The sequence below is a fragment of the Variovorax multivorans genome, from assembly GCF_051216835.1.
Taxonomy (GTDB): domain Bacteria; phylum Pseudomonadota; class Gammaproteobacteria; order Burkholderiales; family Burkholderiaceae_C; genus Variovorax.
On record NZ_JBPJZL010000004.1, the window covers coordinates 318,884 to 341,377 of the forward strand.

Here is a 22,494-nt window from a genome sequence, read left to right on the forward strand (position 1 = left end):
GCCCGGAGTGCGTCCAGCAAGTTCACCGTCCTGCAATTCAACAGATGTGCTGTTTCAGCGAGGACCAAAACCTGGCCCGGGCCCGCCATGGCCGCCGTGCCCAAAAAATGCAGCCAGGAAAGTCGCAGCGATGATTCCGGTGGCTACGGCCACGAGAACATACTGCCCGTCGACATAGCGCCAGGCATAGCCCTGTGGAGGCGCATAGAGACCTCTGGACTGCCAGTCGCTCACGACATACACCTCGCCTTGATACCCGGGCGGCAGTGGTGCGCCTGGCGCCAGGATCACATTGGTGGCAACGGGCGTCGGCGCGACTACGCAGCCGCTGAGAGTGGATGCGGCAACGATGGCGGCCATGGAGGCTGCGGTGAGTTTTCGGGTGATGTATCGCATGTTGGTTGAGCTCCTTTGAACAACGGAGGCTCAGCCTATGCCACCACTTGGGCCGAAATTTGGAGATGGGATGAGAGGCGCCGGTTGACCAGTACTCAAGGCCGAAGCGGGGGCCGTATCTAGTCAGAAGTAATGTTGTTGTTCTTGATGATTGCCCGCCATCTGTCGGTTTCCGTTTTCAGGGACGGCAGCGGACGCTACGAGAGTGTTGATTGCTAAAGGGCTACCAAGCTCCGGGAACAGGCGCAGAGCAGTTCAGGACGGACTATGGAGCAAACCCACCGACGCGAAAAAAAGATCCAGGATCAGCATCTGTACCAGCCACCATTGACCAAGCAGAAGGCCAACGGCCACTCCCAAAATTGGCCGGTACTTCAAGCCGCTTTTCCGGAGAACCAAGGCGGAAAGACCGCAGCTCAGGAGTCCGAGCAGGGACAGGAAAACCCAATACCACTGAGTGGCCCAAAGAGTCTTGTATGCCACGAACGTGAGCAGGGAGGCACAGGCAAAGGGCGCCCACAACCTGACCACGGATCTGGAAATTTTCACCTGAAGCTTCCGTTGCGAATCATGATTGCGCGAGCATTGTTGTGCGGCAGAGCAAGGTCTAGGAGATCAAAAGATCCGAATCGTCATTGGCCATGAAGACCATGAAGCCCCAGCACACTGCGGCAAGAATTTCCACGAGCCCGACAGGCTGCCAAACAAGACCTCGTCTGCCGCGCAGATCTTGAAGACCCAGTTCTCGCAGCGCGAAGGCATGACCATGCATCGCAGCCTCTTTCAGGACTTCATAGGACCGCTGAAGATCGCGTGAAACGCCTTTGCCATGAGCCAACGAATAGCCGACACGAAACATCGAGGGCAGATGTCGCTTTTCTGCGCCCATCGCATAGAAGCGATGGGCCTTCGCATGTTCGCCAGCTTGCGTCAACCAACGGGCGAAGTAGAAGCAGCCCAGCGGATGCCCGTGAACTGCTGCTCGCTCGTAGTAGGCAGCAGCTTGGCTCTCGTCTTTCTCGCAGCCAACCCCCTGAGACAACATCCAGGCGACAAACACCTGGCTTTCGACATGCCCTTCGTCTGCCTGCACTTGATAGAGATCAAAGGCCAGATAAAGCAGGCCGTCCGTGTATGCCTTGCGGGCGGCGACCAGTTTTTCTTCGCGGTCTGCATGCATGCGTTGGGGTTTGGGAAAGATGCCGCGTGGTGGGGTCTTTACTGCAACTCCACTACCGTCCACGACTCGACATTCTTGTCGACTACCACCTTGATGAATTTGTGCCCGTCACCAGTGCTGGCAGTCTCTTGCGCGGCTTGCCGCGGCTGCTGGCCTCGCTCCCAGCTATACCATCCTGCCGCCAGAGATAGCAGGGCAAGAGCTGCAGAGACAAATGTGATCGAGCGCTTCAGTCGCATCTCGGCGTGCCTAATTGGGTCTCCTGAATCGTCTGTAGATCGCGTGTCCGATGATGCCCACTCCGATCAGAAGCACCGGCAGTCCACCTGCCCAGGATTCATACGAGGTCGGCAGGAGCATCTTGAATACGTTGTCGACCCAGCAGGTCGTGCGGCACATGCGTTGCCCTGTCGCCATCAGCGCCAAACCGATGAGGACCCCGGCAACACCGATTCCGAGTTCGACCTTCAACACTCACTCCTCAGGGGCGCATGGCATCCAGCATGCGCCGGATTTGACCATCGCTGTTTCTGTACTTGTCCACCAACCCAGGCAAGTCCGATTTCGGATCGAAGCTCGGCGGATTGAAGACGGGCCCCAGCATTGTCTGCGTGCACCGGCAACCTTCCGGAGGCGAGTCCTTGAAATAGGCCGGTGGCAGGAAATCGGTCGGTGACTTCCCGGGCGTGCAAGACCGCTGCGAACACTCCCATCGAACACACCTGAATCGGTAGTCACCGGCCTCCGGATCGGGTACGGGCATTTGCGCCGCAGCCTCCCAGGCCGATTGAGTCCCTCCGCCTCGTGGCGTCTGGATAGGCTTTGGCCCATGCCGCTCCCATTGGCGCCGGTTGTATGCATTGCCTCCTTGAGTTGCGGGGCGTGCGTTTCGCAAGCCCTCCGGGTCGACAAAGCTCAGTGGGTCCGCATCGACATACCCGAACCGATTCCACCCCCCGTCCAGCCCAATCGGATCAGGCTGGCTGTACCGCCCCGTCCTCGCGTCATAGCTGCGGAAGTAGTTGTAGAACAGCCCAGACTCCTCGTCCGCGTATTGCCCCGGATACCGCAGGTTGAACTTCACTTCTGCGATGCTGGTCGTGCCCGGGTTCGGTGTCACTTCCAGATTGGCGAACCGGTTCTTCGCCAGCGTCGGCTTGTCCTCTCCGAACGCGCTGTAGCCCCATTGCCAGACTGCCTGTCCGCTCGCGTCGGTGAGCTTGCGCGGCGTGTTCAGGTGATCGCTGTGCACCGCATACGTGGCGCCATTGACCACGGCGACGATCGGCATCGGCCCATTGGCTGTCGGCAGGTAGATGTACTGCGCCTCGCCCGAGCTGTTCGTGCCGCCGCTGCCCACCTCCGCAATCAGGCTGCCCTGTTCGTCGTAGACATAGGCAAAGCCGAGCTGCTCGGCTTGTGTCGTGGTCGGGCTCCACAGCTTGGTGAAGAACGCCACGAGACTGTTCCAGAAGCCTGGGTCGTTCTCGTCGCCCTGGCTGGGCGGGTACAGAGGCTCGGTCTTGAACACGCGCTGGCCCAAGGCGTTGTGTGCGTAGCGCGTGGTCGGGCTGACATCGTTGGCGCCCGTGGTGGCCGTGGCCAGGCGGCCTTCCGCGTCGTAGCCATAGCTTCTGAGGCCATCGCTCGTCAGGTCGCCGTTGGCGTTGTAGCCATAGGCGACGCTGGTGCTGCTGGTGCCGTTGATGGTCTGGCTGAAGCCGGCGAGGCGGTTGCTGCCCGGCCCCAGGGTATAGCCGCGGCTGGTGGTCTGGCCTGCCAGAACCCGGGTGTTCGCCATCCGGTTGCCGTTGGCGTCATAACTGAAGCTGGCGCTGTCGCCAGGACCAGTGAAGCTGACGATGCGGCCCGTCGCGCTGTAACCGACGATCCAGGTGTTGTCGGCCACTGCAATGGTGCTGTGAGCCGGATCGCTGTCGGCAGGGCCCCACAGGTTCTGCGTAAGGCTGCCGACGCGCCCGGCCGCGTCGTAGGTGTAGCTGCTGAACTCGGTCTGGGTCAGACGCGCGGCGCTGTCGTAGCTGCGGTTGGCCGCGAGCTTCGGGCTGGTGCTTGTGAAGGCCCAGCTCCATCCCGTGGGCTGGCCCAAGGCATTCCAGGTGACGGCATCGATCAGCGGGGCACCGTTCCAGCCGAGCTGCACGAGGCGGCCGGTCGTGTCGTAGAAGTGGCTGAGCACGCCGCCGCCCGGGTACGTGACGCTGGCGAGCTGGCCGGTGGCGGTGTTGTAGGTGTAGCCAACTTGCTGAACGCTACCCGTAGTTGCGCCTGTCGCCAGGGTTTGCTTCTTGAGAGTGACGCGCCCGTGGGCATCGCGGGTGTACTCGGTGGTGCCGGAGCGGTCGATGATCTCGCTGAGGTACCCCTTGCTGTTGGCGCTCAGGTCGTAGCGCAGGGTCGTGGTCTTGCCGTCGGCGAAGACGAGGCTGGTCGGACGTCCCAGCGCATCGCGCGTGATGCTCGTGGCCTGGCCGAGCGCATCGATGATCTGGCTGGGCAGGCCGAGCGCATCGTACTGGCTGCTGCGGGGGCCGCTGTCAGCGCTGGCTTCGGCCGTGGCGTTGCCCAGGGCGTCACGGCTGTAGCTGGTGGCAACCGCGTTGAAGTCGCTGGCCTGGGTGACGGCATCGAGTGCGTTGTAGCTGAGGCCGGCACTGGCGTTGGCCGCATCGGTGATGGTCTTGACGCGGGCCAGCGAGTCCAGGCTCCAGCTGGTGCTCTGGTTCAGCCCGTTGCTCTGAGCGATGCGGTCGCCGCTGGCGTCGTAGCTGAAGCTCTCGTTCTGATTGGTCCCTTGTGTCTGGGTGGCGACGCGGTTGAGCTTGTTGATGGTGCGCGCAGTCGTCCAGGCGATCGAACCGGACGTGTCGAGCGTCTGCTCCGTCAGCCGGTTGCCGGCGGCATCGAGGGTGTAGGTGCCGCTCTCGCCGCGGTTGTTGCTCCAACCGGTCAGGCGCTGCGCGGTGTCGTATGTGTAGCCGGTGACCAGCCCGCCGGGCAGCGATACCGTCGCGATCGTGCCGGTGGGGTGATAGGTCAGGGTCGTGGTCTGGCCAGGTCCTGTGCCAATGGTGCGCGTGAGGAGCCGGTCGTACGCATCCCACGTGAAAGTGGTGACCAGGCCGTTCGGGTCCGTCTGGCTCGTGAGGCGGTTGGCCGTGTCGTAGGCGTAGGTCGTGACATGGCCCAGCGCGTTGGTCGCGCTCTGCACGTTCCCGCGAGTGTCGTACGCGTAGGTGGTGACAGCACTGTTGGGCTCGGTGTACGTATGGATGAGGCCTTCGGTCGTGTAGGTCCGCTGGCTTGTGCGAGCGGTGCCTGACGTGCCGCCGGTATCGGTGATCGTCTCGGTGAGCAGCTTGCCGCTCGTGTCGTAGGTGTACGCGGTTTCCTGGCCGGTCCGGGCGATAAGGGTGGGCACCGGCAGCGTGGCATCCCAGGTCGTGGCGATCGCTCTTTGCTCGGGCGCCCCGAGCGCTTCCGTGCGAGAGGCCTCCAGGCCGCGGGTGTTGTAGGTGAAGCTGGTGACGCTGCCGGTCGCATTGGTCTGGCTCGACAGCAGGCCTCGGGCGTCGTAGGTGAACGACGAGTTGCTGGCCGGGCAGCCGGGTGCCGGTTCGCCCTGGATCTGGGAGATGCGCTTCACGCCATTGACGACGGTGTAGTGATAGGTCGTGGCCCGGCCCACCGGATCGGTCACGGTCGTCGTGCCGTTGGCGTTGTAGACCACCTGCGTGAGCCCGGCATTGCCCGCGTGCGTGGTGCTCGTCGCGCGACCCAGCGAGTCGTAGGCGTAGGTGGCGAAGCGCACACCCAGTTCGTCGGTCACGCCTGTGAGAAAGCGCGGGTTGGCGGCGTTCTCGTAGTGGTACGTGCGGCTCGTCACGTTGGCGCCGGCGGTCTTGGTGACGGAGGTGAGCCGGTTGGCGGTGTCGTAGTTGTAGGCGACGCTGAAGTTGGGCGTGGTCAGCGAACGCGGCTGGAAGTGAGCGTCTTCCGTGTAGCCGATGCTGTTGCCGAACCCGTCCGTCACGGTCACGGAGCCATTGGTGCCGTAGGAGAGGCTGTGATACCAGCCATCGGGATGGGTCTGCTTCGTCAGGCGACCGGTGGTGTTGAACTCGTACCGGGTGTTGTCCACGTCGACATAAAGCCAGCCGGAACCCGTTTGCGTGAGCGTGCCGAGCTCGTCCACATCGGGCGTGATGGTCGAGCCGCTGCGCGCGAACGGCGACTCACGCCCATTTGCGTGGAGCAGCACGGTCTCGGTAGCACTGATCCTCAGGCGCATGGCGTACGAGTAGCGCCAGTAGCCGTCGGCGCTGTTGAAGATACGTGCGAATCTGAGCGGGTAGTGCGTGGACGCACTGCGGAAGTCTTCTTCCTCCTGCACCTTGTTGCCCATCGCGAAGTTGATGGGGTTGCCGGTGCACGACTGCGGTCCGTTGCGCTCGGTGCCGTCGCCCTTGTTCTTGCGCGGAATGACGTCGGAGGTGTCGTAGTAGACCGTCATGTAGTCCGACGCACTGCATCCACCGACGCTGCCGGAGACCGCCAGGTAGTTTGGGCCGGAACGCAGCGTGACAGGCACGCCACGTCCTTCGAGGAACGACACGACGGCAGTGAAGGAACCGGAGTAGCTGAAGAACGGCGAACCGTTGAGCGTGGCGGTCACGGTGCCGGCGTCACCGGTGGTGGCATCGCCGCCGCCGGTCCCAAACACCGTGATGTTGGGCGAGGTGACCTTCGCGCCCTTGCTCGGCGATGTGAAGCTCAGCGAGCAGGCCGCCTGAGCCCATCCGGAAATGCTCAACAGCGTGAGCACTGCAGCGCCTTGCAGAGCGAGTCGCTTGATCTGGCGATGGTTGGAGCTGCCATGCGCGGCAGTCGCGTCGAAATGCATGCGTGACCCTCGTTAATTCTTTTGAATTCGGATGCATTGCGCTGTGCGGCAATGCCCGGAAACGAGCGTAACGACATGTTCAATGAAGCAATCGAATGTCCATTTCTGGTTTCTGTGATTGCTCATCGAAAGAATTACTTCGACCTCCTTGAAGCCTCATCAGAGGTCTCAAGGTCGCACCTCACAGGACGACTGGTATCGTTTCGCGGAACTCCCGCACAGACTTCACGTTGGCTTCGATGGGGGCGCGCACACTGCCTCTCGACAGCGGTTCGGCGCTGGTAGAGGCCAGGGAGAAAAAAGCCGCTCAGGGAAACCGCCTCGATGCCGACCGCTGTCGCTTTTCTTTTCATGCTCAGGCGCTGCGCCAGCGATAGATGAAGCGCCGATGCCGACCGCTTCCATGCCGCTTGGATAATGCGGTCTTTGTGTCAGCAGCAAAGCAAGAATGAGTGCCGCGGATTTCCTTTTCTCTCCCGAAGTACAGAAGCTCCTCACGGTCCTGTACGCGGCGCCCGATCAACAGTTCTCGACGAGCGAGCTTGCAAGGCGAGCGAAGCTGGGGGAGGCCGAGACCACCCTCACTGTGGAGCACCTCGTCCGCAGCGGCATAGTGAAGCGGCAGGCGGCGAAGGCAGACCAGGCCGATACCGTTCAGGTCGATCGCTCGTTCGTCTTTCACAACGAGCTGCGGAACATCGCGCTGAAATCGTTCGCCGCGGCAGAGCCGATCCGCGCCATGCTGCGTTCCAGGTTCAAGGACTCGGTCGTGCGCGCGTTCGTGCTGGGAGAGGACGCGCAAGGCACTGTGGAACTGCTGGTCGTGCATGGCCGGCTGGTCCCTGACGAAGCCGCCATGACGGCAGCTTGTCAGAAGTTGTCGAAAACAATGGGCCGTCATCTCAAGGTGCACGTCATCCCGATCACCAGGCTCAATGGCATGTCGCCGCGCGATCCGTTGTCCTCGAAGCTCTCCGCGACCACCGTGCATGAGGTCGTCGCGCTCGGGGATACCAAGGCGGCACTGCCTGTCGAACGGAACAGTCTCTTGCAGGCGGCCAGGAAGAAGCTGGCTACGCTGGCCAGGCCATCCGCGCGATAGGCTTCGGCGTGCGAGCGATGCTCAGCGTGCGGCCGACAGCCGGCAAAACATGGTTCGCCCCGTGTTCCGGAAAGCGGGGCGAACCCGCGAGCTCCAGGGCGTTGCACGCACAGCCAGCCACTGGGGGCTGCCCAGGGTCTCGGCGCCCGCGAGGTCGTAGCAGGCGTAGTAGCGTGGCGAGCCTGTGGCGTCGATGTACCGGGCCGCCCGGATGGTTCCCGGCACGGCGGCCAGTCCGGGCAGGTGCTCCTGCGCATACCAGGCGTTGAGGTCGTCCTCGAACTCGGGAAGCACGTCCGTTTCCACAACATAGTGGTGCGAAGCAACCTGGCCGGCCGACGCGCCCTGCACCTCTTGCAAGCAGGCGAGCCGTTTCCACTCGCCGGCAACACCCTGGGGCGTGAGCATCGGCGGCGTGTTCCCTGCCGCGTAAAAATAGACCAAAGCGCCATTCATTGCCTGCCATGGCTGAACTCCAGGCGGCAGCGTGCGGACCGGCGCGAGCGGTTGATCGACCATGGATGTGTCGGACTTGAGAAGCCACAGATCCTGCATTCCGGGCTCCTCGTTCAATGCGCGACATTCAGGGCAACCAGCAGGCGCGACACCATGTTGTAGGCCGCCACTGTCGCCACGACTTCCACCACGCCCTTGGGGTCGAAGTGCTGCTGGATCCGGCCCATGAGCTCTTCCGGAACCACGATCTCGCGGGTCATGGCATCCGTGAGTTCGAGCACCAGGCGCTCCAGTGGCGCGAACACGCCGGACAGCGCCTCCTGCCGGATGGCGTCGATCTTCTCGGCGCTGACGCCCGCCTTCTGTGCATGCGGCACGTGCGCGTCGTACTCGAAGCTGGCGCCGTTGAGAACGGCGACCCGAAGGATCATCAGCTCGCGAAGATCGGCGGGTACGCCGGTCTGGTTGCGAACCGCCGTGAGCATGCGCTCCCAGCCCGAGGCGATCGGCTCGCTGTTGAGGAGCACCTGATAGAGCAGCGACACGCGGCCGCGCTGCGCCATGATGCGGGACTCGATCTCTGCCAGCTCGGGGCGTGTGCCGGGCTGCACGAGGGGTACGCGGATAGCGGTGGTCGTCATCACTCGGCCTTGATGTTCTTGGTGTGGATCAGCTTCGCCCACTTCTCGGTGTCCCGCTTCTGGATGGTTGCCAGTTCCTGGGGCGTGGATCCGGCAGGCTCAGTGCCGGTCTTCAGCAACTTCTCGCGCACGCCCGGGTTGGCCAGTGTGTTGCGCACCGCCTTGCTGAGCGCCTCGACGATCTCGGGCGGCGTCTTCGCAGGCGCAAACAGCGCATACCAGTTGTTGGTGTCGACGCCCCTGATGCCTTGCTCTTCCAGCGTCTTCACGTCCGGCAACGAAGGGTGTCGCTTGCTCGAAGCCACACCCAGCGCCTTAAGCCGTCCGCCTTGGAGATGTCCAAGCAGCCCGGGCACGTCGCCGAAGAATCCGCCGATCTGGCCTCCCATCAGGTCCGTGATGGCCGGCGCTGCACCCTTGTAGGGGACATGAAGCAGCCTGGCGCCGCTCGAATCGGCCAACTGCTCGATTGCCAGATGCGGAATGCTTCCCGTGCCGGAGGAGCCCATCGGCGTTGCTTCGGCGCGCTTCTTCGTTGCTGCCACGAAATCGGCCGCGTCCTTGGCCGGGTTGCTCTGCTGGGTCACCAGCAGCTCGACGTTGTTGACGACCAGCGAGACCGGCGAGAAGTCGCGCTGCATGTCGTAGGGGAGCTTCTCGTACAGCGAAGAATTGATCGCAGCCGCGCCGACGCTGGTGAACCATAGCGTGCCGCCGTCCGGGGCCGACTTCATGACATCGACGGCGCCGATCGCGCCGTTGGCGCCGGGCTTGTTGTCGACGATGACCGTGCGGCCCAACTCCTTGCCGAGCTGTTCGGAGAGGATCCGGGCGACCGAGTCGACAGGTCCCCCGGAGGTGAAGGAAACGACGATCCGCGTCGTCTTCGGCTGTGCATGGACAGCTGGCGCCAGCGCCATGGCAAATGCTGCCGTGAGCAGGATGCGTTGGATGGTCATGAATGTCTCCGTTTTTTTGGGGTAGCTCGAATCTCAGTCGCAGCGCGCGGTCATGCCGCCGTCGACGATCAATTCTGTGCCGGTGATGAACCGGGCCTCGTCGCTGGCCAGGAACAGTACCGCGCTCGCCGTATCCCGGCCGTCGCCCATGAAACCGAGTGGAATGCGTTTCTGGCGCTGGGCCAGCAGTGCGTCGACGTCACCACCCGCGCGCTGCTTAGCCAGGCGTGTTTCGACCATCGGCGTGTGCAGCTGCCCCGGCACGACGCTGTTGACCCGGACCCCCTTGGCCGCGTGCTGGACCGCGATCACGCGCGACATCTGGATGACGCCGGCCTTGGTCGCGGCGTACGCCACCTGCGCACTGCCGGTCCAGCGCAGGCCGGAAGTCGAGGAGATGTTGACGATCGAACCCGCGCCTTTCGCCAGCATCGTGGGAAGCACATGCTTGCAGGTCAGGAACACGCTCTTGAGGTTGGTGTCGACCTGCAGATCCCATGCTTCTTCGGCCAACTCCACCGGCCCGCCCGCCGCGGACCCACCCACGTTGTTGACGAGGACGTCGATCGTCCCGTACGTGTCCAGACACGCGGCCGCCATGGCCGCCACGCTCTCGCTGTTCGTGACGTCGCAGACCCATGGCGTGATCGACGCGCGGACGTCGCCGGCCAACTCGAGCGTCTCGTCGAGCCGGGCACGGTCGCGATCGACCGCCAGGACCCTGGCGCCCTCCTGGGCGAGGCGCACGGCGATGGCTCGGCCATTGCCCCAGCCGGCGCCGACGCAACCGGCGCCGGTCACGATGGCTACCTTATTCTCGAATCGAAGGCTCATGGCCTGTCTCCAAACTGATAAAGGCGTTCCGGATTGCCGACCAGCAGCGCGTGGCGCGCAGATTCCGTCGGGGCGATCTCGGCAATGAGGTCGACGAGTTGCTGCTCGTCGGGAATGGGGCCGGCGTGGTTCGGGTGAGGCCAATCGTTGCCCCATACGACCCGGTCGCCGAACTCGGCGACCAGCGTTCGGGCAAAGGGCTGGGCGTCGGCGTAGGGCGGGCCCAGCCGCGTGATGCGGTCCATGCCGCTCACCTTGACCCAGAAGCGCTCATCCGCCATCAGCCGCAGCAGCGCCCGAAAGTCCGGTTGGTCAAGACCCAGCGCCGCGTCGATGCGCCCGATGTGGTCGATGACCACCGGCGTGGGCGAGCGACGCAGCGCGGGCGCCAGGTTCGTGAGCAGCGCGGGATCGCCGTGAATCTGCAGATGCCAGCCAAGCGGCGCGAAGCGGCCCGCCAACGACAGGACGTCCTCCATGTCCGCGTGCCGGCCGAGGTGGCCCATGAAGTTGAAGCGGACGCCACGAAAGCCCGCGGCGTGGAGCCGCTCGAGCTCTGCGTCGTCGACGTCGGTCGGCAGCAGGGCGATCGCGCGGTAGTTCGAGGGCCGCGACGCAACTGCGTCCTCGGCGGCGCGGTTGTCGAAGCCGTGGCAGGTCGACTGCACGACCACGCAGCGTTGCAGGCCGAGGCGGTCGTTCAGCGCGTACAGGGCTTCCTTCGGCGCATCTGCTTCGGGAACGAAGGCGGCATCCGGGGCGTAAGGGAAGCGCGCGCCGGGCCCGAACACATGACAGTGGGCGTTGCAGGCGCCTGGGGGAAGGGGGGAGGTCATGCAGGCAGTTTCCCCATCGATAGCAACCGGCGTAAGGACAGCATGCCTATATCAGCTATGCTGAATTCCTATGGAGTTACGTCAGCTTCTGTATTTCGTCACCGTGGCCGATGCGGGGAGCTTCAGCCGGGGCGCCGTGGCGCTCAACCTGGCGCAGCCCAGCCTGAGCAGGCAGATCGCCTTGCTGGAGGCAGATCTCGGGCAACGCTTGCTGGTGAGAACCGGACGCGGCGTGACCACGACGGATGCAGGCGCTGCGCTGCTCGTTCACGCACGCGCGATGCTGGACATCTCCCGTCGTGCCCGCGACGAATTGCAGGAACTGGACGAGAGTCCTGGTGGCCGTATCGTGGTCGGCATGCCGCCGCGGGTGGCCCTGGGCTTGAGCACGCCCCTGATCCAGCAGTTCCGTGAGAGGTTTCCGCGCGCAGTCATCACCATCCTCGAAGGCCTGAGCGTCGCACTGCGCGAATCCCTGATCGCGGGGCGGCTGGATCTGGCGCTGCTGTTCGATCCCGCCGCTTCGCCCCAGCTGAGCTTTCAGCCCTTGATGCGCGAAAAGCTATTGCTGGTCGCGCCGCCCAAGAGCAAGCTGCCGGCACGCGTCGGCCTGGCGGCACTTGCGAACTACCCGATGGTGCTGCCCAGCGCGCCAAACGCAATCCGGCACCTGCTCGACTCCGTGCTTGGCCCGCGTCGCATCGAGCTCCAGGTGCTTGCAGAGGTGGGGGCTGTCCACACCGTGCTTGCGCTCGTTGCAACCGGGGTCGGGTGCACGATTCTTCCGGAGAGCGCCCTGGGTGCGCCCGGTGGCGAAGCACTGCCGCGGGCGCCGATCGGGCCGCCCGGCATCTGGAATGCGTTGGTGCTTGCAACACCAACCGCGCGTCCGGCCACCCGTCTCGTCCGCGGTACGGCAGAAGTTCTTCAGGAGCTGGATTTCCGGCGTCGCGAGACGGATCTGGGAGATATCTATCGCTTGTCGAAATAGGGAATGAAGACATCGTTGGCGGATACGCCCACTTGCTTCACCCAATCCAGCGAAAAACGTTCCCCGAGACGCTTGACGTCTCGACCGAACAAATAGGAAGGTGATTCGATCTTCATGCCGTTTCGCTTCAATTCTTCCAGGGACTGAGCGGCAACCGATGTGCTGTTGGACCATCCGCGAAGTTCTGCCGCTGCGCTCGCGTTCTTCAATGCCTCGCGCAATGGGGCGCCAATGGCGTCCCATGCCTTCTTGTTGGCAAACACGATGTTCTTGGGAAAGAACGCATTGATTTCGTAGAAGTAGTGCATGGACTGCCATGCACGGCTTTCCACTCCAGTCACGGCAGACGTCATCATGCAGTCGATGCGTCCATCAGCGAGTGCCTTGTTGAGTTCGGTAGCCGGAACATCGACGGCTTCGGTGCCCATGAGCGTTGCGATCTTTGCGGTGTTTGCGTTGAATGTGCGCATTCGCATGCCACGCATGTCCCCCAATCCGCCAAGCGGTCGGGTCGAGTACAAGCCTTGCGGTGGCCACGGCACGGCATAAAGAACTTCCAATCCCCGACTTGCGAAGGCTTTCTCGATCAGGGGACGCTGAATTCGCCAGAGCCGAAGTGCATCGGCATAGCTGTCGGTGATGAATGGAACCGAATCTGCGCCCGCGATCGGAAGGTCGGCGACAAGACTGCTCATGATGACTTCGCCAGCTTCGACTTTTCCGTCCTGCACGGCGGACTGAATGGCGTTCAGCGCATAGAGGGAGTTCTTGGGATAGACGTCGATATGAAGCTGCCCCTGCGTCGCGAGCTCAACATCCTTGGCCATCGCAATGAGATTGGCCGTGTGAAAGTTCTCCAACGGGTATCCCGTTGCGATCCGCCAAACAGTTGCACCGCGTGCGGTGGAAAGAGCCCCCGCGCCGCACGCCAGCAGGGTAAAGGTACGACGAGTGACTCGATGGTTCATTTATGGCCTCGGTTGATGCTGCGAAGAAGGGTCACATGCCCAGATACACGCGACGTACTTCGGGGTTGTCGCGCACCTCGGCTGCCTTGCCCGACAGCATCAGTCGGCCTGTCTGCAGCACGTAGGCACGCTCCGCGATCTCCAGGCTTTCAGCCAGGCGCTGCTCGACCAGAAGCACAGTCACGCCAGCCTTGCGAATCGTCAGGACGGCCTCGAAGATTTCGTCGACCAGCTTGGGCATGATTCCTTGCGAGGGTTCGTCCAGCATCAGAAGACGCGGTCGCGTCATCAAGGCGCGGCCGATGGCCAGCATCTGCTGCTCGCCACCCGACAGCGTCTCCGCCCGTTGCTTCAGGCGCTCCTTCAGCCGCGGAAACAGCGTGAACACCTGGGCCAGCGGTGCGTCGCGGTCTGCCTTCTTGCGATGCAGGTAGCTGCCCAGGCGCAGGTTGTCTTCCACCGACAGGCGCGGAAACAGCCGCCGGCTCTCGGGAACGAACGCCAGCCCGCGTGCGGCGATCTGGTGGCCGGGCAGGGCATCGATGGCCTCGCCGGCGAAGCGGACCTGGCCCGACTGCGTCTTGACCAGCCCGGCAATCGACTGGAGCAGGGTCGACTTGCCGGCGCCGTTGGCACCGGCCACGACGACGATCTCGCCTTCGTTCACGGACACCGAGATATCGGCGATGGCGACCATGCCGGCATAAGCCGTGGTCAGGCCATTGACTTCAAGCAGCATGGCGTGTTCCCAGGTAGGCGGAGATCACCGCCGGGTCGCGCACGACGTCAGCGGGGCTACCGCTGGCGAGGACGGTGCCGAGGTTGAGGACGATGGCGCGGTCGACCAGCGGCATCACGATCTGCATCACATGCTCGACCATGACCACGGTGATGCCCGCGTCGCGCACGCGCCGGATCAGTTCGACGCCCAATTGCGCCTCGCTCGGCGTGAGGCCCGTGAGCACTTCGTCGAGCAGCAGCAGCTTGGGTTCGGTGGCCAGCGCCCGTGCAACCTCCAGGCGACGCTTCTCGGGTGGCGTGAGTTCGCCGGTGAGGGTGCCGGCCGTGCGCGAAAGGCCGGTGAAGTCGAGCACCTGCAGTGCCGCCAGGCGAGCCGCCTTCGATGAGGCGTGGCGCACGAAGCCGCCGACCATCACGTTCTCCAGCACCGTCATGGAATCGAAGGAGCGCGGGACCTGGTAGGTGCGCGCAATGCCGAGCGCGCAGCGGCGCGTGGCCGGCAGTTCGGTGATGTCGCGGCCGTCGAAGCGGATGCTGCCCGAGGTCGGCAGATAGGCGCCGGCGATCAGGTTGAACAGGGTCGACTTGCCCGCGCCGTTGGGCCCGATCAGCCCGAGGATCTCGCCCCGGTGCACGCGGATGCTCACGTCCCGGTTCGCGACGAGGCCGCCGAAGCGGCGCGTGACGTCGATCGTCTCCAGAAGAATGTCGATGCTCATCGTGCAGCCTCCCGGATCCGGGTCTTCCTGGCGAACAGCTTGATCAGCCCTTCGGGCTTGAGCAGCGCCACAGCCATGACGAGGCCGCCGTACAGCATCAGGTCGAGGCCGCCACCGGAGCCGCCGACGTAGCTGCGCGTGAACTCCGAGAGCGGCACGAGGATCGCAGCGCCGAGGATCGGCCCCCACAGCGTGCCGATGCCGCCGAGCACCACGGGCAGCACCATCAGCAGCGAGAACCGGAAGTGCATCACGCTGTCGGGATCGACATAGGACACGAAGGCCGCATAGAAGCCGCCGCCAATCGCGGTGAAGAAGGCCGACAGCGCGGCGGCCGCCATCTTGGATCGGAACACGGTCACGCCGAGGCTTTCGGCGGCTTCGGGATGGTCCTTCACGGCGCGCCACCAGTAGCCCCATTTCGAGCCTTCGATGAAGAAGGTCAGCAGCCAGGTCACGACGAGCAGCCCGAGCGCGAAGAAGATGTAGGGCGTCTTGTCGCGCGCAAACTGCAGCGTGGCCCAGCTGTCAGGGCCGAAGGGCCACTGGATGCCCGTGGCGCCGCCGAGCCAGTCCCAGTTGTGGACGATCAGCAGCCCCATCTCGGCGATCACCAGGGTCGCGATCGAGAAGTAGTGGCCCTTCAGCCGGAAGGTGCCGTAGCCGAGCGCCAGGGCCAGCAACACCGCCAGCCCGCCACCGGCGAGCATGCCGAACCAGGGCAGTACGCCGTAGCTCACGTAGAGCTTGCTGACCGCATACGCGCCAACGCCGAAGTACAGCGCGTGGCCGAGCGAGATCTGGCCGCAGTAGCCGCCGAGAATATTCCAGCTCTGGGCGAGGGCGGCGTACATCAGCGTCAGCACGATCACGTTGCGCAGGTAGGCGTTCTTCACCAGCAGGGGAAGCAGGGCGATGAGTGCGAACACCACCACTGCCTCGATGAGTTGGCGGCGCCGATGCCGGGTGACGCCGGCCAGCGAAGGCGTTGAAGAAGGCGACACGGCCGCAGGGGAAGATGGGATGGACATGGACATCAAAGCTTCCCGAACAGCCCCTGCGGGCGAAGAAAAATGACGACCAGATAGAGCGCGTAGATGCCCATCGATTTCATGGCCGGCGGCAGGATGTTGGCGGTCAGGGCTTCGACCAGCCCGACGACGATGCCTGCGACAAGCGCGCCGAACACGCTGCCGAAGCCGCCGAGCGCGACGGTGATGTAGGCAATGGTCGCAAAGCCGGCTCCCACCTGGGGATGAATGGCGTACGAGGTCGCGAGCACCGCGCCCGCCACGCCGACCAGCGCCGCACCCAGGCCCCAGCCGAGCGCGAACACGCGGTTGCTGTCGATGCCGACCAGCGCCACCGCGCCCTTGTCCTCGCGCGTGGCCTCCAGCGCCCGGCCGAAGTCGGTGCGCGTCATCATCAGGTACAGGCCGCCGAAGGCGACCAGCGAGATGAGGCCGCCGAAGATCTGCGACCAGGGCAGGAAGATGCCGCCGAGGTCGAGCGTCTTCGCGCTGAGCCAGGTGTGGTCGACATTGCGGAAGTCCGGTGTGAAGAAGAATTGCGCACCGCCCTGGATCAGCGTCGCCAGGCCGAAGGTCGAGAAGATCTGGACCATGCCCGTGTTGACCTTGGAGCGCATGGCATGCCGCACCACGCCCGCATAAACGCTCGCGCCGACGATGAACATGACGGCCGCCACCAGCGGCAGCGAAAGCACCGGATCGAGGTGCGCGAACACCGCGAAGCCGAAGGTCGCGTACATGGCGAGCATGAGGAACTCGCCGTGGGCGAAGTTCACCACGTCCATCAGCCCGAAGATGAGCGAGAGCCCGGCGGCGATGAGGGCGTAGATCAGCCCCATCAACAAGCCGGTGGCCAGGATCTGCGGCAGGGCGGAGGCGGTCATGGGTTCATCGGCCAGACCGGCGTCGCGGTTGCGACTTCGAACGGAAACACCGTCGAGAACTTGCCTGCCTTGAACTGGATCAGCACAGGGCTGGCAAATGTGTTCTGGCCCGTGGCGTCGAACTTCACGCGCTTCCACGGCATGATGGTTTTCTCGCCGGGAATGTCGGTGGCAACCAGCGCTTCGCGGATCTTCTTCGGCTCGACGGATTTGGCGCGGTCTATGGCCTCCGCCAGCACCATCATCGCGGTGAATACCCGCGAGGTCTGGTCGTTGAGGTCGCGTCCGGCGCGCGCCTTGAACATGTCATTCACAGCCTTGGCCGACGGCCGCTTGTCGCCCATGTCAGCGGAGAAGCTGGCGCGCGAGATCATGCCCTGGAGCTTGTCGCCCACCGATTCGAGCGTGGGCTTCTCGATATATCCGGCCGCTTGCGTCACGAGGTTCTTCGGCTTGTAGCCGATCGACGCCATCGCATTGGTCAGCAGGATTGCGTCGCTGGTGTAGCTGGAGGGCAGCAGGACGTCGGGGTTGGCCGTCTTGATCTGCTGCGCCTCGGCGCTCAGCGAGGGCGAGTTGGCGCGGTACTTGATGTCGCAGGCGATCTTGTAGCCCCGCTCGTTGGCCAGCTTGCGCTGCACGGCGGACGAGTCGGTGCCGAAGATGGTGTCTTCGTAGAAGATGCCGACGCTGCCGATCGGCTTGCCCTTGCTCTTCATCGCGTCCATGAAATCGAACATGGCCTCGCTGAACATCTCGTCATGCGCGGAGGTGCGAAAGAAGTACTTCAGGCCGCGCCGGCTCAGGCTCGGGGAAGAAGAATCGGCACAGAGATAGGGCACCTCGTAGCGTTCGCAGGTGGCGCTCACCGTGGCGGAGACGGCCGAGTGGAATGCACCCACGATGGTGCAGACGTTTTCCTGCGTGATCAGGCGTTCTGCCTCGGAGCGGCCCTTTTGCGGGTCGCCCTGGTGGTCGGCGTAGACCACCCGTACCTTTGCGTTCCCCAGGCCAGCAAGGCCAGCATTTTTGGCGCCAGGCAGGTCGAGCGTGCTGGCGGTGTTGATGATTTCAAGTGCGGTGTCGATCGCGTGCTTGCTGTCCACGCCGACCTGCGCGCTGGACCCCGTCAACGGGTAGATCACGCCGATGACGACCTCGCCTTTCTGGGCCAGGGCCTGGGTGAAGGCGCCGTTCAATGCCACGGTGCCGGCAATGCCAATGAGGGCTTGTCTGCGTTTCATGAATGAATCTCCGGTACTGCAGGGGTGAATCGGGGAGGAAGCGTGAAAGCGATGAAGGGTCAGAAAACCGCGAGCTGGCTGTTGCGGATGTCCGAGACCAGCATCTGCCCAGGTTTGTGGGTGATTGCAAGTTTCGGGCGCGCTGTGCGAATTGCGCGTTGCGGCGTCACGCCGCAGGCCCAGAACACCGGCAGTTCGCCGGGTCGGATCTCGGAGCGCTCGCCGTAGTCGGGCTGCTCGATGTCCCGGATGCCGATGGCCGCCGGGTCGCCGAAATGCACCGGCGCGCCGTGCACGCCAGGAAAGCGCGACGTGATCTGGATCGCCCGGATGGCCTGCTGCGGCGTCATCGGCCGCATGCTCACGACCATCGTGCCGCCGAAGCGACCGCTCGGCACGTTGGCGATGCTGGTGTCGTACATCGGCACAGTGGTGGCCTGCTCGATGTGGCGTATCGGCAGTCCGGCCTCCAGCAAGGCTTCTTCGAAGGACATCGAGCATCCGATGACGAAGCCGACCATGCCGGTGGTCCACAGTTCGCGCAGGTCGAGCACTTCGCCGGCCGGCTCGCCGTCGCGGAACACGCAGTACGCCGGCGCATCGGTGCGCAGGTCTACCTCGCCAAGCTCGGGCACGCGCCAGTCGCCGGGCTCGCTGACGCCGATCACCGGGCAGGCCTTCGGATTGAGGCGGCAAAAGCGCAGGAACTCTTCGGCGAATTCGCGCGGCAGGATCGCCAGGTTGCCCTGTGTGTAGCCAGGGCTGTGGCCTGCGGTCGGGCCCCTGAAGCGGCCTTCCCGGATCTCGCGGCGCAGATCGGCGGGATTCATCCAGATCGTGGAGTTCATCGGGTTCTCGAGGGAAGTGAGCAAGGAATTTGCTTACTGTAGAAATCGCAGTGCACCGCGTCCATCGAGGAATTTGCGCGGGCACTGTTCAGAGAAATTGAACAGCGCGCGCCCCACACCGGGGAATGAGGCTGCAACGTAGTGCGCTCGCGCACTGGATCAGGAGCAAGTGAACACCAAATTCATCGAGACCTTCGTGATGCTGGCCCGCATCTGCAGCGTGCGCCGCGTGGCGGAGCACCTCAATGCCACGCCCGGGACCATCTCGATGCGTGTGCGCAGTCTCGAGGAGGAACTGGGCGTCACGCTGTTCGACTACGACCACAAGACCATGCGCATCACGCCGGATGGCGCGCGCCTGCTGCGCCATGCCGAAGGTGTGCTGGAGGCAACGCGCGCCATCCAGGCTGCTGCGGCAAGCGGCAGCGCGATCGGTGGCCGCATCCGCGTCGGCGTGCTCGAGACGGCCGTGCACACCTGGTTGCCCGACTTCATGAAAGCAATGCGGACCCAACTGCCGCAGGTCGAAGTCGATCTCACGGTCGACCTCACTGTCGACTTGGCCGACCAGTTGATGCGGGGCACCCTGGACTTCATCCTGCGGGTGAGCAACGAGGTCGGCAGCAGTTATTCGGTCATGGAAGACCTGATGTCGCTGCCGATCCACTGGATCGCCAGGCGCGGGCTCATCCCCAAGCGCGATGCCCTGCGCAAGACACTCTCGCACCAGTTGCTGACGCAGGTGCGCGGCACGACACCGCACATCGCCGCGGTCAATCTCGCGCAGCAGCTCGCGGCGCGCCAGGGCATGGCGCAGGGCGATCTGCGCATCTCCGGTTCACCGTCGCTGGCGGCATTGGTGTCGCTGGTGCGGGAAGGCGTCGGTGTCGGCATCATCCCCGGCTTGCTGGTCAAGGAACACATCGAACGTGGCGAACTCGTGGTGCTGCCGTTGCCCGCGCCACCCTCACTCGGCGTGGCGCTCTCGCACCAGCCCAATGCGACGCCCATCGTGCTGCGCACCGCCGACATCGCGCGACAGGCGTGCAAGGCGTATTGCAGGCGTTGCGGCACCCAGTGGGTGCAGCACCTCGGCTGACTGGCATACCCAACTTGAAACTACCTTCAACCAACATGCAAGATGCGATTCCGACGATTCCTCCCGGTCGGGCCTGCGGGTTTGCGCACCGTCTCACGGGCTGGCAAATCGAACCGGTGGGCGATCGATGCCTCTTGGTGCGCCTGGGCGATCAGGTCGGCGCCGAGACCAGTCGCACCGTGCAGAACGTCACTGCGTACCTGTCATCGGCAGGATTACCCGGCGTGTTCGATGTGGTGCCCGCGTTCACGACTGTGGCCTTGCACTATCAGCCGCTCGCATTCGCGCGACGCCAGGGGGCGGCGTCCCTTCAGCTGGCACGGCGCATCGAGCGGCTGCTGGGCGCTGACATTCCCGCGCTGCCAGTGAACGACCAGGTGATCGACATCCCCGCCTGCTATGGCGGCGAATACGGCCCCGACCTGGAAGATGTGGCCCGGCGCTGCGGCCTCACGGCTGATGAAGTCGTGGGGCTGCATTCCGCGACGCCGATGTCGCTCTACGTCTACTTCTTCTCGCCGGGCAACCCGTTCTTCGGTCCGGTCGATCCCCGCCTGAAGGTTCCGCGCCGCGCGACGCCGCGCCTGCTCGTGGAGGCAGGGTCGGTCGCCATCGCCAACGGCATCACGTCCATCTACCAGACGGCGCTGCCCGGCGGCTGGAACGTGATCGCCCGCACCCCTTGGAGCATGTTCGATGTGACGAAGACCCCGCCGACGCGGATGCAGCCCGGCGCCCGGGTGCGCTTCCATCCGATCTCGCCTTCGCAATTCGCGCAGATGCAGGAGCCCCGGTCATGACCCGGGGCCCGTTCGCGCACATGCAGGTTCTGCAGCCGGGCATGTTCTCGGTGGTGCAGGACCTGGGGCGCCTGGGCCACCAGCACCATGGCGTGCCAGTCACGGGTGCCATGGACGAGTGGTCGCACCGGGTTGCCAATATGCTGGTCGGCAATGCCGACGATGCGGCCGTGCTCGAATGCACGCTGACCGGCCCCGCCGTTCAGTTCAGTCGGGACACGCTGCTGGCGGTCTGCGGTGCGCAGGTCCGCATCACCGCGGGGGACCGGCCCGTTCCCATGGGTTGCGCCGTGCTGCTGCGCCGCGGCGTGACGCTGGCTTTCGGCGAGCGCAGCAGCGGCGCCCGGATGTATCTGGCGGTGCGCGGCGGCTTCGCGACGACGCCCGTGCTCGGCAGTCGCAGCACGTACCTGCCCGGAAACTTCGGCGGTCACGAGGGGCGGGCGCTGCGCAAGAACGACCGGGTGCCGCTCGCTCCGTCGGACCCGGATGCGCCCACATTGGTGCTCGAGCGCATCCTGGTGCAGAGCGGCTTGCCGTTCGTGGCGGCAGCGCGCATCGGAACCGAACTGCCGGACGGATCGCCCGAAGGCGTTCGCTTCATACCGGGGCCGCAGTGGAGCGCCTTCTCTGCCGAGGCGAGGGAGCGTTTTGTCAGCCAGCCCTTCGCGATCTCGTCGCGATCCAACCGCATGGGCTACCGGCTCGAAGGCCCCGGCCTGCAGCTCACGCAGCCGCTGGAGATGATTTCGGAGGCCACGAGTTTCGGCACGGTGCAAGTGCCGCCCGACGGCCAGCCGATCGTGCTGATGGCCGACCGCCAAAGCGCGGGCGGCTATCCCAAGATTGCCTATGTCGCGAGTGCCGATCTGCCCCGCCTGGCCCAGGCGCTTCCGGGCGCGTCCATCCGCTTCACTCCGGTGGCCCAGCGGGCGGCCGAGCAGGCGTGGCTCGATCTCGAAGACCGGCTGGCGCTGGTGCGGGAGATGGCCGCGCACGCGCTCGCCTGAGCCCGCATCGAACCGCACGCCCCCACCCACAAGGAACAAGGAAACACAGCCATGCCATCGATCGACATCAACTGCGACATGGGCGAGAGCTTCGGCCCCTGGGTCATGGGGCAGGACCTCGAGATCCTCCCGCACGTGACCTCCGCGAACATCGCCTGCGGCTTTCATGCGAGCGACCCCGACACCATGCTGAAGACAGTGCGGGCCGCCATTGCCAACGGCGTGGCGCTGGGCGCCCATCCGGGACTGCCTGATCGCCAGGGTTTCGGACGACGCGCGATGGACATGTCTCCGGCCGAGGTCTACGCATTGGTGATCTACCAGGTCGGTGCGCTGCAGGGCTTTGCACGGTCCCAGGGCGCATCGCTGCACCACGTGAAGACGCACGGGGCCCTCTACAACATGACCGTGCGGCAGCCGGCGCTCGCCGAAGCGGTGGCACAGGCGGTGTTCGATTTCGATCCGACGCTGCAGCTCTTCGTGGCGAACAGGAACATGGCCCAGGCCGCGCGTGACAAGGGCCTGGCGGTGTGCTCCGAGGTCTTCGCAGACCGCAGCTATCAGGACGACGGCACGCTCACACCGCGCTCGCAGCCGGGCGCCATGATCGAGGACGTCGAACAGGCCATCGCGCAGGTACGGCGCATGGTGCTCGAAGGTGTCGTTCGCTCCGTGAACGGCGTCGATGTGCCAGTGACCGCCGACACCCTTTGCCTTCACGGCGACCAGCCCGGCGCCGTCGTGTTCGCCCGGCGGATCCGCGAGGCGTTGCTGGCCGACGGTATCGCCATCGCGCGCACCTGATCGTTTTTTTACTGCACGCACGTCATG

General features: G+C 64.5%; 22 protein-coding genes. 6 read left to right on the top strand and 16 right to left on the bottom strand.

From position 1 onward, the window contains the following. Positions 1-54: 54 nt before the first annotated feature. The 4 genes from ACSFCA_RS11760 to ACSFCA_RS11775 all read right to left on the bottom strand — a co-directional run bounded on the left by ACSFCA_RS11760 (position 55) and on the right by ACSFCA_RS11775 (position 6,500). On the bottom strand, positions 55-396 hold the full coding sequence (locus tag ACSFCA_RS11760) for an RcnB family protein (RefSeq protein ID WP_258349784.1): 342 nt from the start codon (positions 394-396) through the stop codon (positions 55-57). A gap of 607 nt (positions 397-1,003) precedes the next feature. Beyond that, entirely contained in the window at positions 1,004-1,576 is a 573-nt protein-coding gene (locus tag ACSFCA_RS11765) for a tetratricopeptide repeat protein (RefSeq protein WP_435459624.1), read from the bottom strand. 249 nt (positions 1,577-1,825) lie between these two features. Beyond that, positions 1,826-2,047 carry a hypothetical protein gene (locus ACSFCA_RS11770; protein ID WP_258349782.1) on the bottom strand — a complete coding sequence of 74 codons (222 nt, stop codon included), beginning with the start codon at positions 2,045-2,047 and terminating at the stop codon, positions 1,826-1,828. Positions 2,048-2,057: 10 nt separating this feature from the next. Continuing rightward, a complete protein-coding gene (locus ACSFCA_RS11775) occupies positions 2,058-6,500 on the bottom strand; it encodes an RHS repeat-associated core domain-containing protein (protein ID WP_435459625.1) in 4,443 nt (1,480 codons plus the stop codon). Positions 6,501-6,948: 448 nt separating this feature from the next. On the opposite strand from ACSFCA_RS11775, the gene ACSFCA_RS11780 reads away from it, so the two are divergent. Next, on the top strand, positions 6,949-7,602 hold the full coding sequence (locus ACSFCA_RS11780; protein ID WP_435459626.1) for a hypothetical protein: 654 nt from the start codon (positions 6,949-6,951) through the stop codon (positions 7,600-7,602). Between the two features lie 21 nt (positions 7,603-7,623). On the opposite strand, the gene ACSFCA_RS11785 is transcribed toward ACSFCA_RS11780, so the two are convergent. Genes ACSFCA_RS11785 through ACSFCA_RS11805 form a run of 5 tightly spaced genes read right to left on the bottom strand, consistent with a single transcriptional unit; the run spans position 7,624 to position 11,328 of the window. Then, entirely contained in the window at positions 7,624-8,157 is a 534-nt protein-coding gene (locus tag ACSFCA_RS11785) for a hypothetical protein (RefSeq protein WP_435459627.1), read from the bottom strand. A gap of 14 nt (positions 8,158-8,171) precedes the next feature. Then, positions 8,172-8,699 carry a carboxymuconolactone decarboxylase family protein gene (locus tag ACSFCA_RS11790; protein WP_435459628.1) on the bottom strand — a complete coding sequence of 176 codons (528 nt, stop codon included), beginning with the start codon at positions 8,697-8,699 and terminating at the stop codon, positions 8,172-8,174. Beyond that, positions 8,699-9,658: a Bug family tripartite tricarboxylate transporter substrate binding protein gene (locus ACSFCA_RS11795; RefSeq protein WP_435459629.1), complete on the bottom strand. Its 960-nt coding sequence runs from the start codon at positions 9,656-9,658 to the stop codon at positions 8,699-8,701. Before ACSFCA_RS11795 ends, ACSFCA_RS11790 begins: the two co-directional genes overlap by 1 nt. A gap of 33 nt (positions 9,659-9,691) precedes the next feature. After that, a complete protein-coding gene (locus ACSFCA_RS11800; RefSeq protein WP_435459630.1) occupies positions 9,692-10,492 on the bottom strand; it encodes an SDR family NAD(P)-dependent oxidoreductase in 801 nt (266 codons plus the stop codon). After that, positions 10,489-11,328 carry an amidohydrolase family protein gene (locus ACSFCA_RS11805; protein WP_435459631.1) on the bottom strand — a complete coding sequence of 280 codons (840 nt, stop codon included), beginning with the start codon at positions 11,326-11,328 and terminating at the stop codon, positions 10,489-10,491. The genes ACSFCA_RS11800 and ACSFCA_RS11805 overlap by 4 nt, the downstream gene beginning before the upstream one ends. Before the next feature lie 70 nt (positions 11,329-11,398). Here ACSFCA_RS11805 and ACSFCA_RS11810 point away from each other — a divergent pair, with 70 nt between their 5' ends. Next, on the top strand, positions 11,399-12,319 hold the full coding sequence (locus ACSFCA_RS11810) for a LysR substrate-binding domain-containing protein (protein ID WP_435459632.1): 921 nt from the start codon (positions 11,399-11,401) through the stop codon (positions 12,317-12,319). On the opposite strand, the gene ACSFCA_RS11815 is transcribed toward ACSFCA_RS11810, so the two are convergent. Genes ACSFCA_RS11815 through ACSFCA_RS11845 form a run of 7 tightly spaced genes read right to left on the bottom strand, consistent with a single transcriptional unit; the run spans position 12,301 to position 18,754 of the window. Next, complete coding sequence (locus ACSFCA_RS11815; protein WP_258349773.1) at positions 12,301-13,287, bottom strand: TRAP transporter substrate-binding protein; 987 nt, start codon at positions 13,285-13,287, stop codon at positions 12,301-12,303. The genes ACSFCA_RS11810 and ACSFCA_RS11815 overlap by 19 nt on opposite strands. A gap of 31 nt (positions 13,288-13,318) precedes the next feature. Continuing rightward, positions 13,319-14,026: an ABC transporter ATP-binding protein gene (locus ACSFCA_RS11820; protein ID WP_093051974.1), complete on the bottom strand. Its 708-nt coding sequence runs from the start codon at positions 14,024-14,026 to the stop codon at positions 13,319-13,321. Then, positions 14,016-14,747, bottom strand: a complete 732-nt coding sequence (locus ACSFCA_RS11825) for an ABC transporter ATP-binding protein (RefSeq protein ID WP_258349771.1) — start codon at positions 14,745-14,747, stop codon at positions 14,016-14,018. Before ACSFCA_RS11825 ends, ACSFCA_RS11820 begins: the two co-directional genes overlap by 11 nt. Further along, on the bottom strand, positions 14,744-15,778 hold the full coding sequence (locus ACSFCA_RS11830; RefSeq protein ID WP_258349770.1) for a branched-chain amino acid ABC transporter permease: 1,035 nt from the start codon (positions 15,776-15,778) through the stop codon (positions 14,744-14,746). Before ACSFCA_RS11830 ends, ACSFCA_RS11825 begins: the two co-directional genes overlap by 4 nt. A 5-nt stretch (positions 15,779-15,783) precedes the next feature. Continuing rightward, positions 15,784-16,662 carry a branched-chain amino acid ABC transporter permease gene (locus ACSFCA_RS11835; protein WP_093051966.1) on the bottom strand — a complete coding sequence of 293 codons (879 nt, stop codon included), beginning with the start codon at positions 16,660-16,662 and terminating at the stop codon, positions 15,784-15,786. Continuing rightward, a complete protein-coding gene (locus tag ACSFCA_RS11840; RefSeq protein WP_258349768.1) occupies positions 16,659-17,906 on the bottom strand; it encodes an ABC transporter substrate-binding protein in 1,248 nt (415 codons plus the stop codon). Before ACSFCA_RS11840 ends, ACSFCA_RS11835 begins: the two co-directional genes overlap by 4 nt. 59 nt (positions 17,907-17,965) lie before the next feature. After that, complete coding sequence (locus ACSFCA_RS11845) at positions 17,966-18,754, bottom strand: putative hydro-lyase (protein ID WP_435459633.1); 789 nt, start codon at positions 18,752-18,754, stop codon at positions 17,966-17,968. A 169-nt stretch (positions 18,755-18,923) separates the two neighbouring features. Here ACSFCA_RS11845 and ACSFCA_RS11850 point away from each other — a divergent pair, with 169 nt between their 5' ends. The 4 genes from ACSFCA_RS11850 to ACSFCA_RS11865 are packed head-to-tail and all read left to right on the top strand — an operon-like array spanning position 18,924 to position 22,467. Next, positions 18,924-19,853 (top strand): LysR family transcriptional regulator, encoded by a 930-nt coding sequence (locus ACSFCA_RS11850; protein WP_435459634.1) that lies wholly within the window; start codon positions 18,924-18,926, stop codon positions 19,851-19,853. Positions 19,854-19,888: 35 nt separating this feature from the next. Then, positions 19,889-20,653, top strand: coding sequence for a 5-oxoprolinase subunit PxpB (gene pxpB / locus ACSFCA_RS11855; RefSeq protein WP_435459635.1), 765 nt, complete (start codon positions 19,889-19,891; stop codon positions 20,651-20,653). Continuing rightward, on the top strand, positions 20,650-21,663 hold the full coding sequence (locus tag ACSFCA_RS11860) for a 5-oxoprolinase subunit C family protein (RefSeq protein WP_435459636.1): 1,014 nt from the start codon (positions 20,650-20,652) through the stop codon (positions 21,661-21,663). Before pxpB ends, ACSFCA_RS11860 begins: the two co-directional genes overlap by 4 nt. 51 nt (positions 21,664-21,714) lie before the next feature. After that, positions 21,715-22,467 (top strand): LamB/YcsF family protein, encoded by a 753-nt coding sequence (locus ACSFCA_RS11865; RefSeq protein WP_258349764.1) that lies wholly within the window; start codon positions 21,715-21,717, stop codon positions 22,465-22,467. The last annotated feature ends 27 nt before the right edge of the window (positions 22,468-22,494 follow it).

Excerpts from the sequence above, each read along its gene's own strand:
- ACSFCA_RS11760 (WP_258349784.1), bottom strand. The coding sequence starts at position 396 with ATGCGATACATCACCCGAAAACTCACCGCAGCCTCCATGGCCGCCATC.
- ACSFCA_RS11765 (WP_435459624.1), bottom strand. The coding sequence starts at position 1,576 with ATGCATGCAGACCGCGAAGAAAAACTGGTCGCCGCCCGCAAGGCATAC.
- ACSFCA_RS11775 (WP_435459625.1), bottom strand. The coding sequence starts at position 6,500 with ATGCATTTCGACGCGACTGCCGCGCATGGCAGCTCCAACCATCGCCAG.
- ACSFCA_RS11780 (WP_435459626.1), top strand. The coding sequence starts at position 6,949 with ATGAGTGCCGCGGATTTCCTTTTCTCTCCCGAAGTACAGAAGCTCCTC.
- ACSFCA_RS11785 (WP_435459627.1), bottom strand. The coding sequence starts at position 8,157 with ATGCAGGATCTGTGGCTTCTCAAGTCCGACACATCCATGGTCGATCAA.
- ACSFCA_RS11790 (WP_435459628.1), bottom strand. The coding sequence starts at position 8,699 with ATGACGACCACCGCTATCCGCGTACCCCTCGTGCAGCCCGGCACACGC.
- ACSFCA_RS11795 (WP_435459629.1), bottom strand. The coding sequence starts at position 9,658 with ATGACCATCCAACGCATCCTGCTCACGGCAGCATTTGCCATGGCGCTG.
- ACSFCA_RS11800 (WP_435459630.1), bottom strand. The coding sequence starts at position 10,492 with ATGAGCCTTCGATTCGAGAATAAGGTAGCCATCGTGACCGGCGCCGGT.
- ACSFCA_RS11805 (WP_435459631.1), bottom strand. The coding sequence starts at position 11,328 with ATGACCTCCCCCCTTCCCCCAGGCGCCTGCAACGCCCACTGTCATGTG.
- ACSFCA_RS11810 (WP_435459632.1), top strand. The coding sequence starts at position 11,399 with ATGGAGTTACGTCAGCTTCTGTATTTCGTCACCGTGGCCGATGCGGGG.
- ACSFCA_RS11815 (WP_258349773.1), bottom strand. The coding sequence starts at position 13,287 with ATGAACCATCGAGTCACTCGTCGTACCTTTACCCTGCTGGCGTGCGGC.
- ACSFCA_RS11820 (WP_093051974.1), bottom strand. The coding sequence starts at position 14,026 with ATGCTGCTTGAAGTCAATGGCCTGACCACGGCTTATGCCGGCATGGTC.
- ACSFCA_RS11825 (WP_258349771.1), bottom strand. The coding sequence starts at position 14,747 with ATGAGCATCGACATTCTTCTGGAGACGATCGACGTCACGCGCCGCTTC.
- ACSFCA_RS11830 (WP_258349770.1), bottom strand. The coding sequence starts at position 15,778 with ATGTCCATCCCATCTTCCCCTGCGGCCGTGTCGCCTTCTTCAACGCCT.
- ACSFCA_RS11835 (WP_093051966.1), bottom strand. The coding sequence starts at position 16,662 with ATGACCGCCTCCGCCCTGCCGCAGATCCTGGCCACCGGCTTGTTGATG.
- ACSFCA_RS11840 (WP_258349768.1), bottom strand. The coding sequence starts at position 17,906 with ATGAAACGCAGACAAGCCCTCATTGGCATTGCCGGCACCGTGGCATTG.
- ACSFCA_RS11845 (WP_435459633.1), bottom strand. The coding sequence starts at position 18,754 with ATGAACTCCACGATCTGGATGAATCCCGCCGATCTGCGCCGCGAGATC.
- pxpB (WP_435459635.1), top strand. The coding sequence starts at position 19,889 with ATGCAAGATGCGATTCCGACGATTCCTCCCGGTCGGGCCTGCGGGTTT.
- ACSFCA_RS11860 (WP_435459636.1), top strand. The coding sequence starts at position 20,650 with ATGACCCGGGGCCCGTTCGCGCACATGCAGGTTCTGCAGCCGGGCATG.
- ACSFCA_RS11865 (WP_258349764.1), top strand. The coding sequence starts at position 21,715 with ATGCCATCGATCGACATCAACTGCGACATGGGCGAGAGCTTCGGCCCC.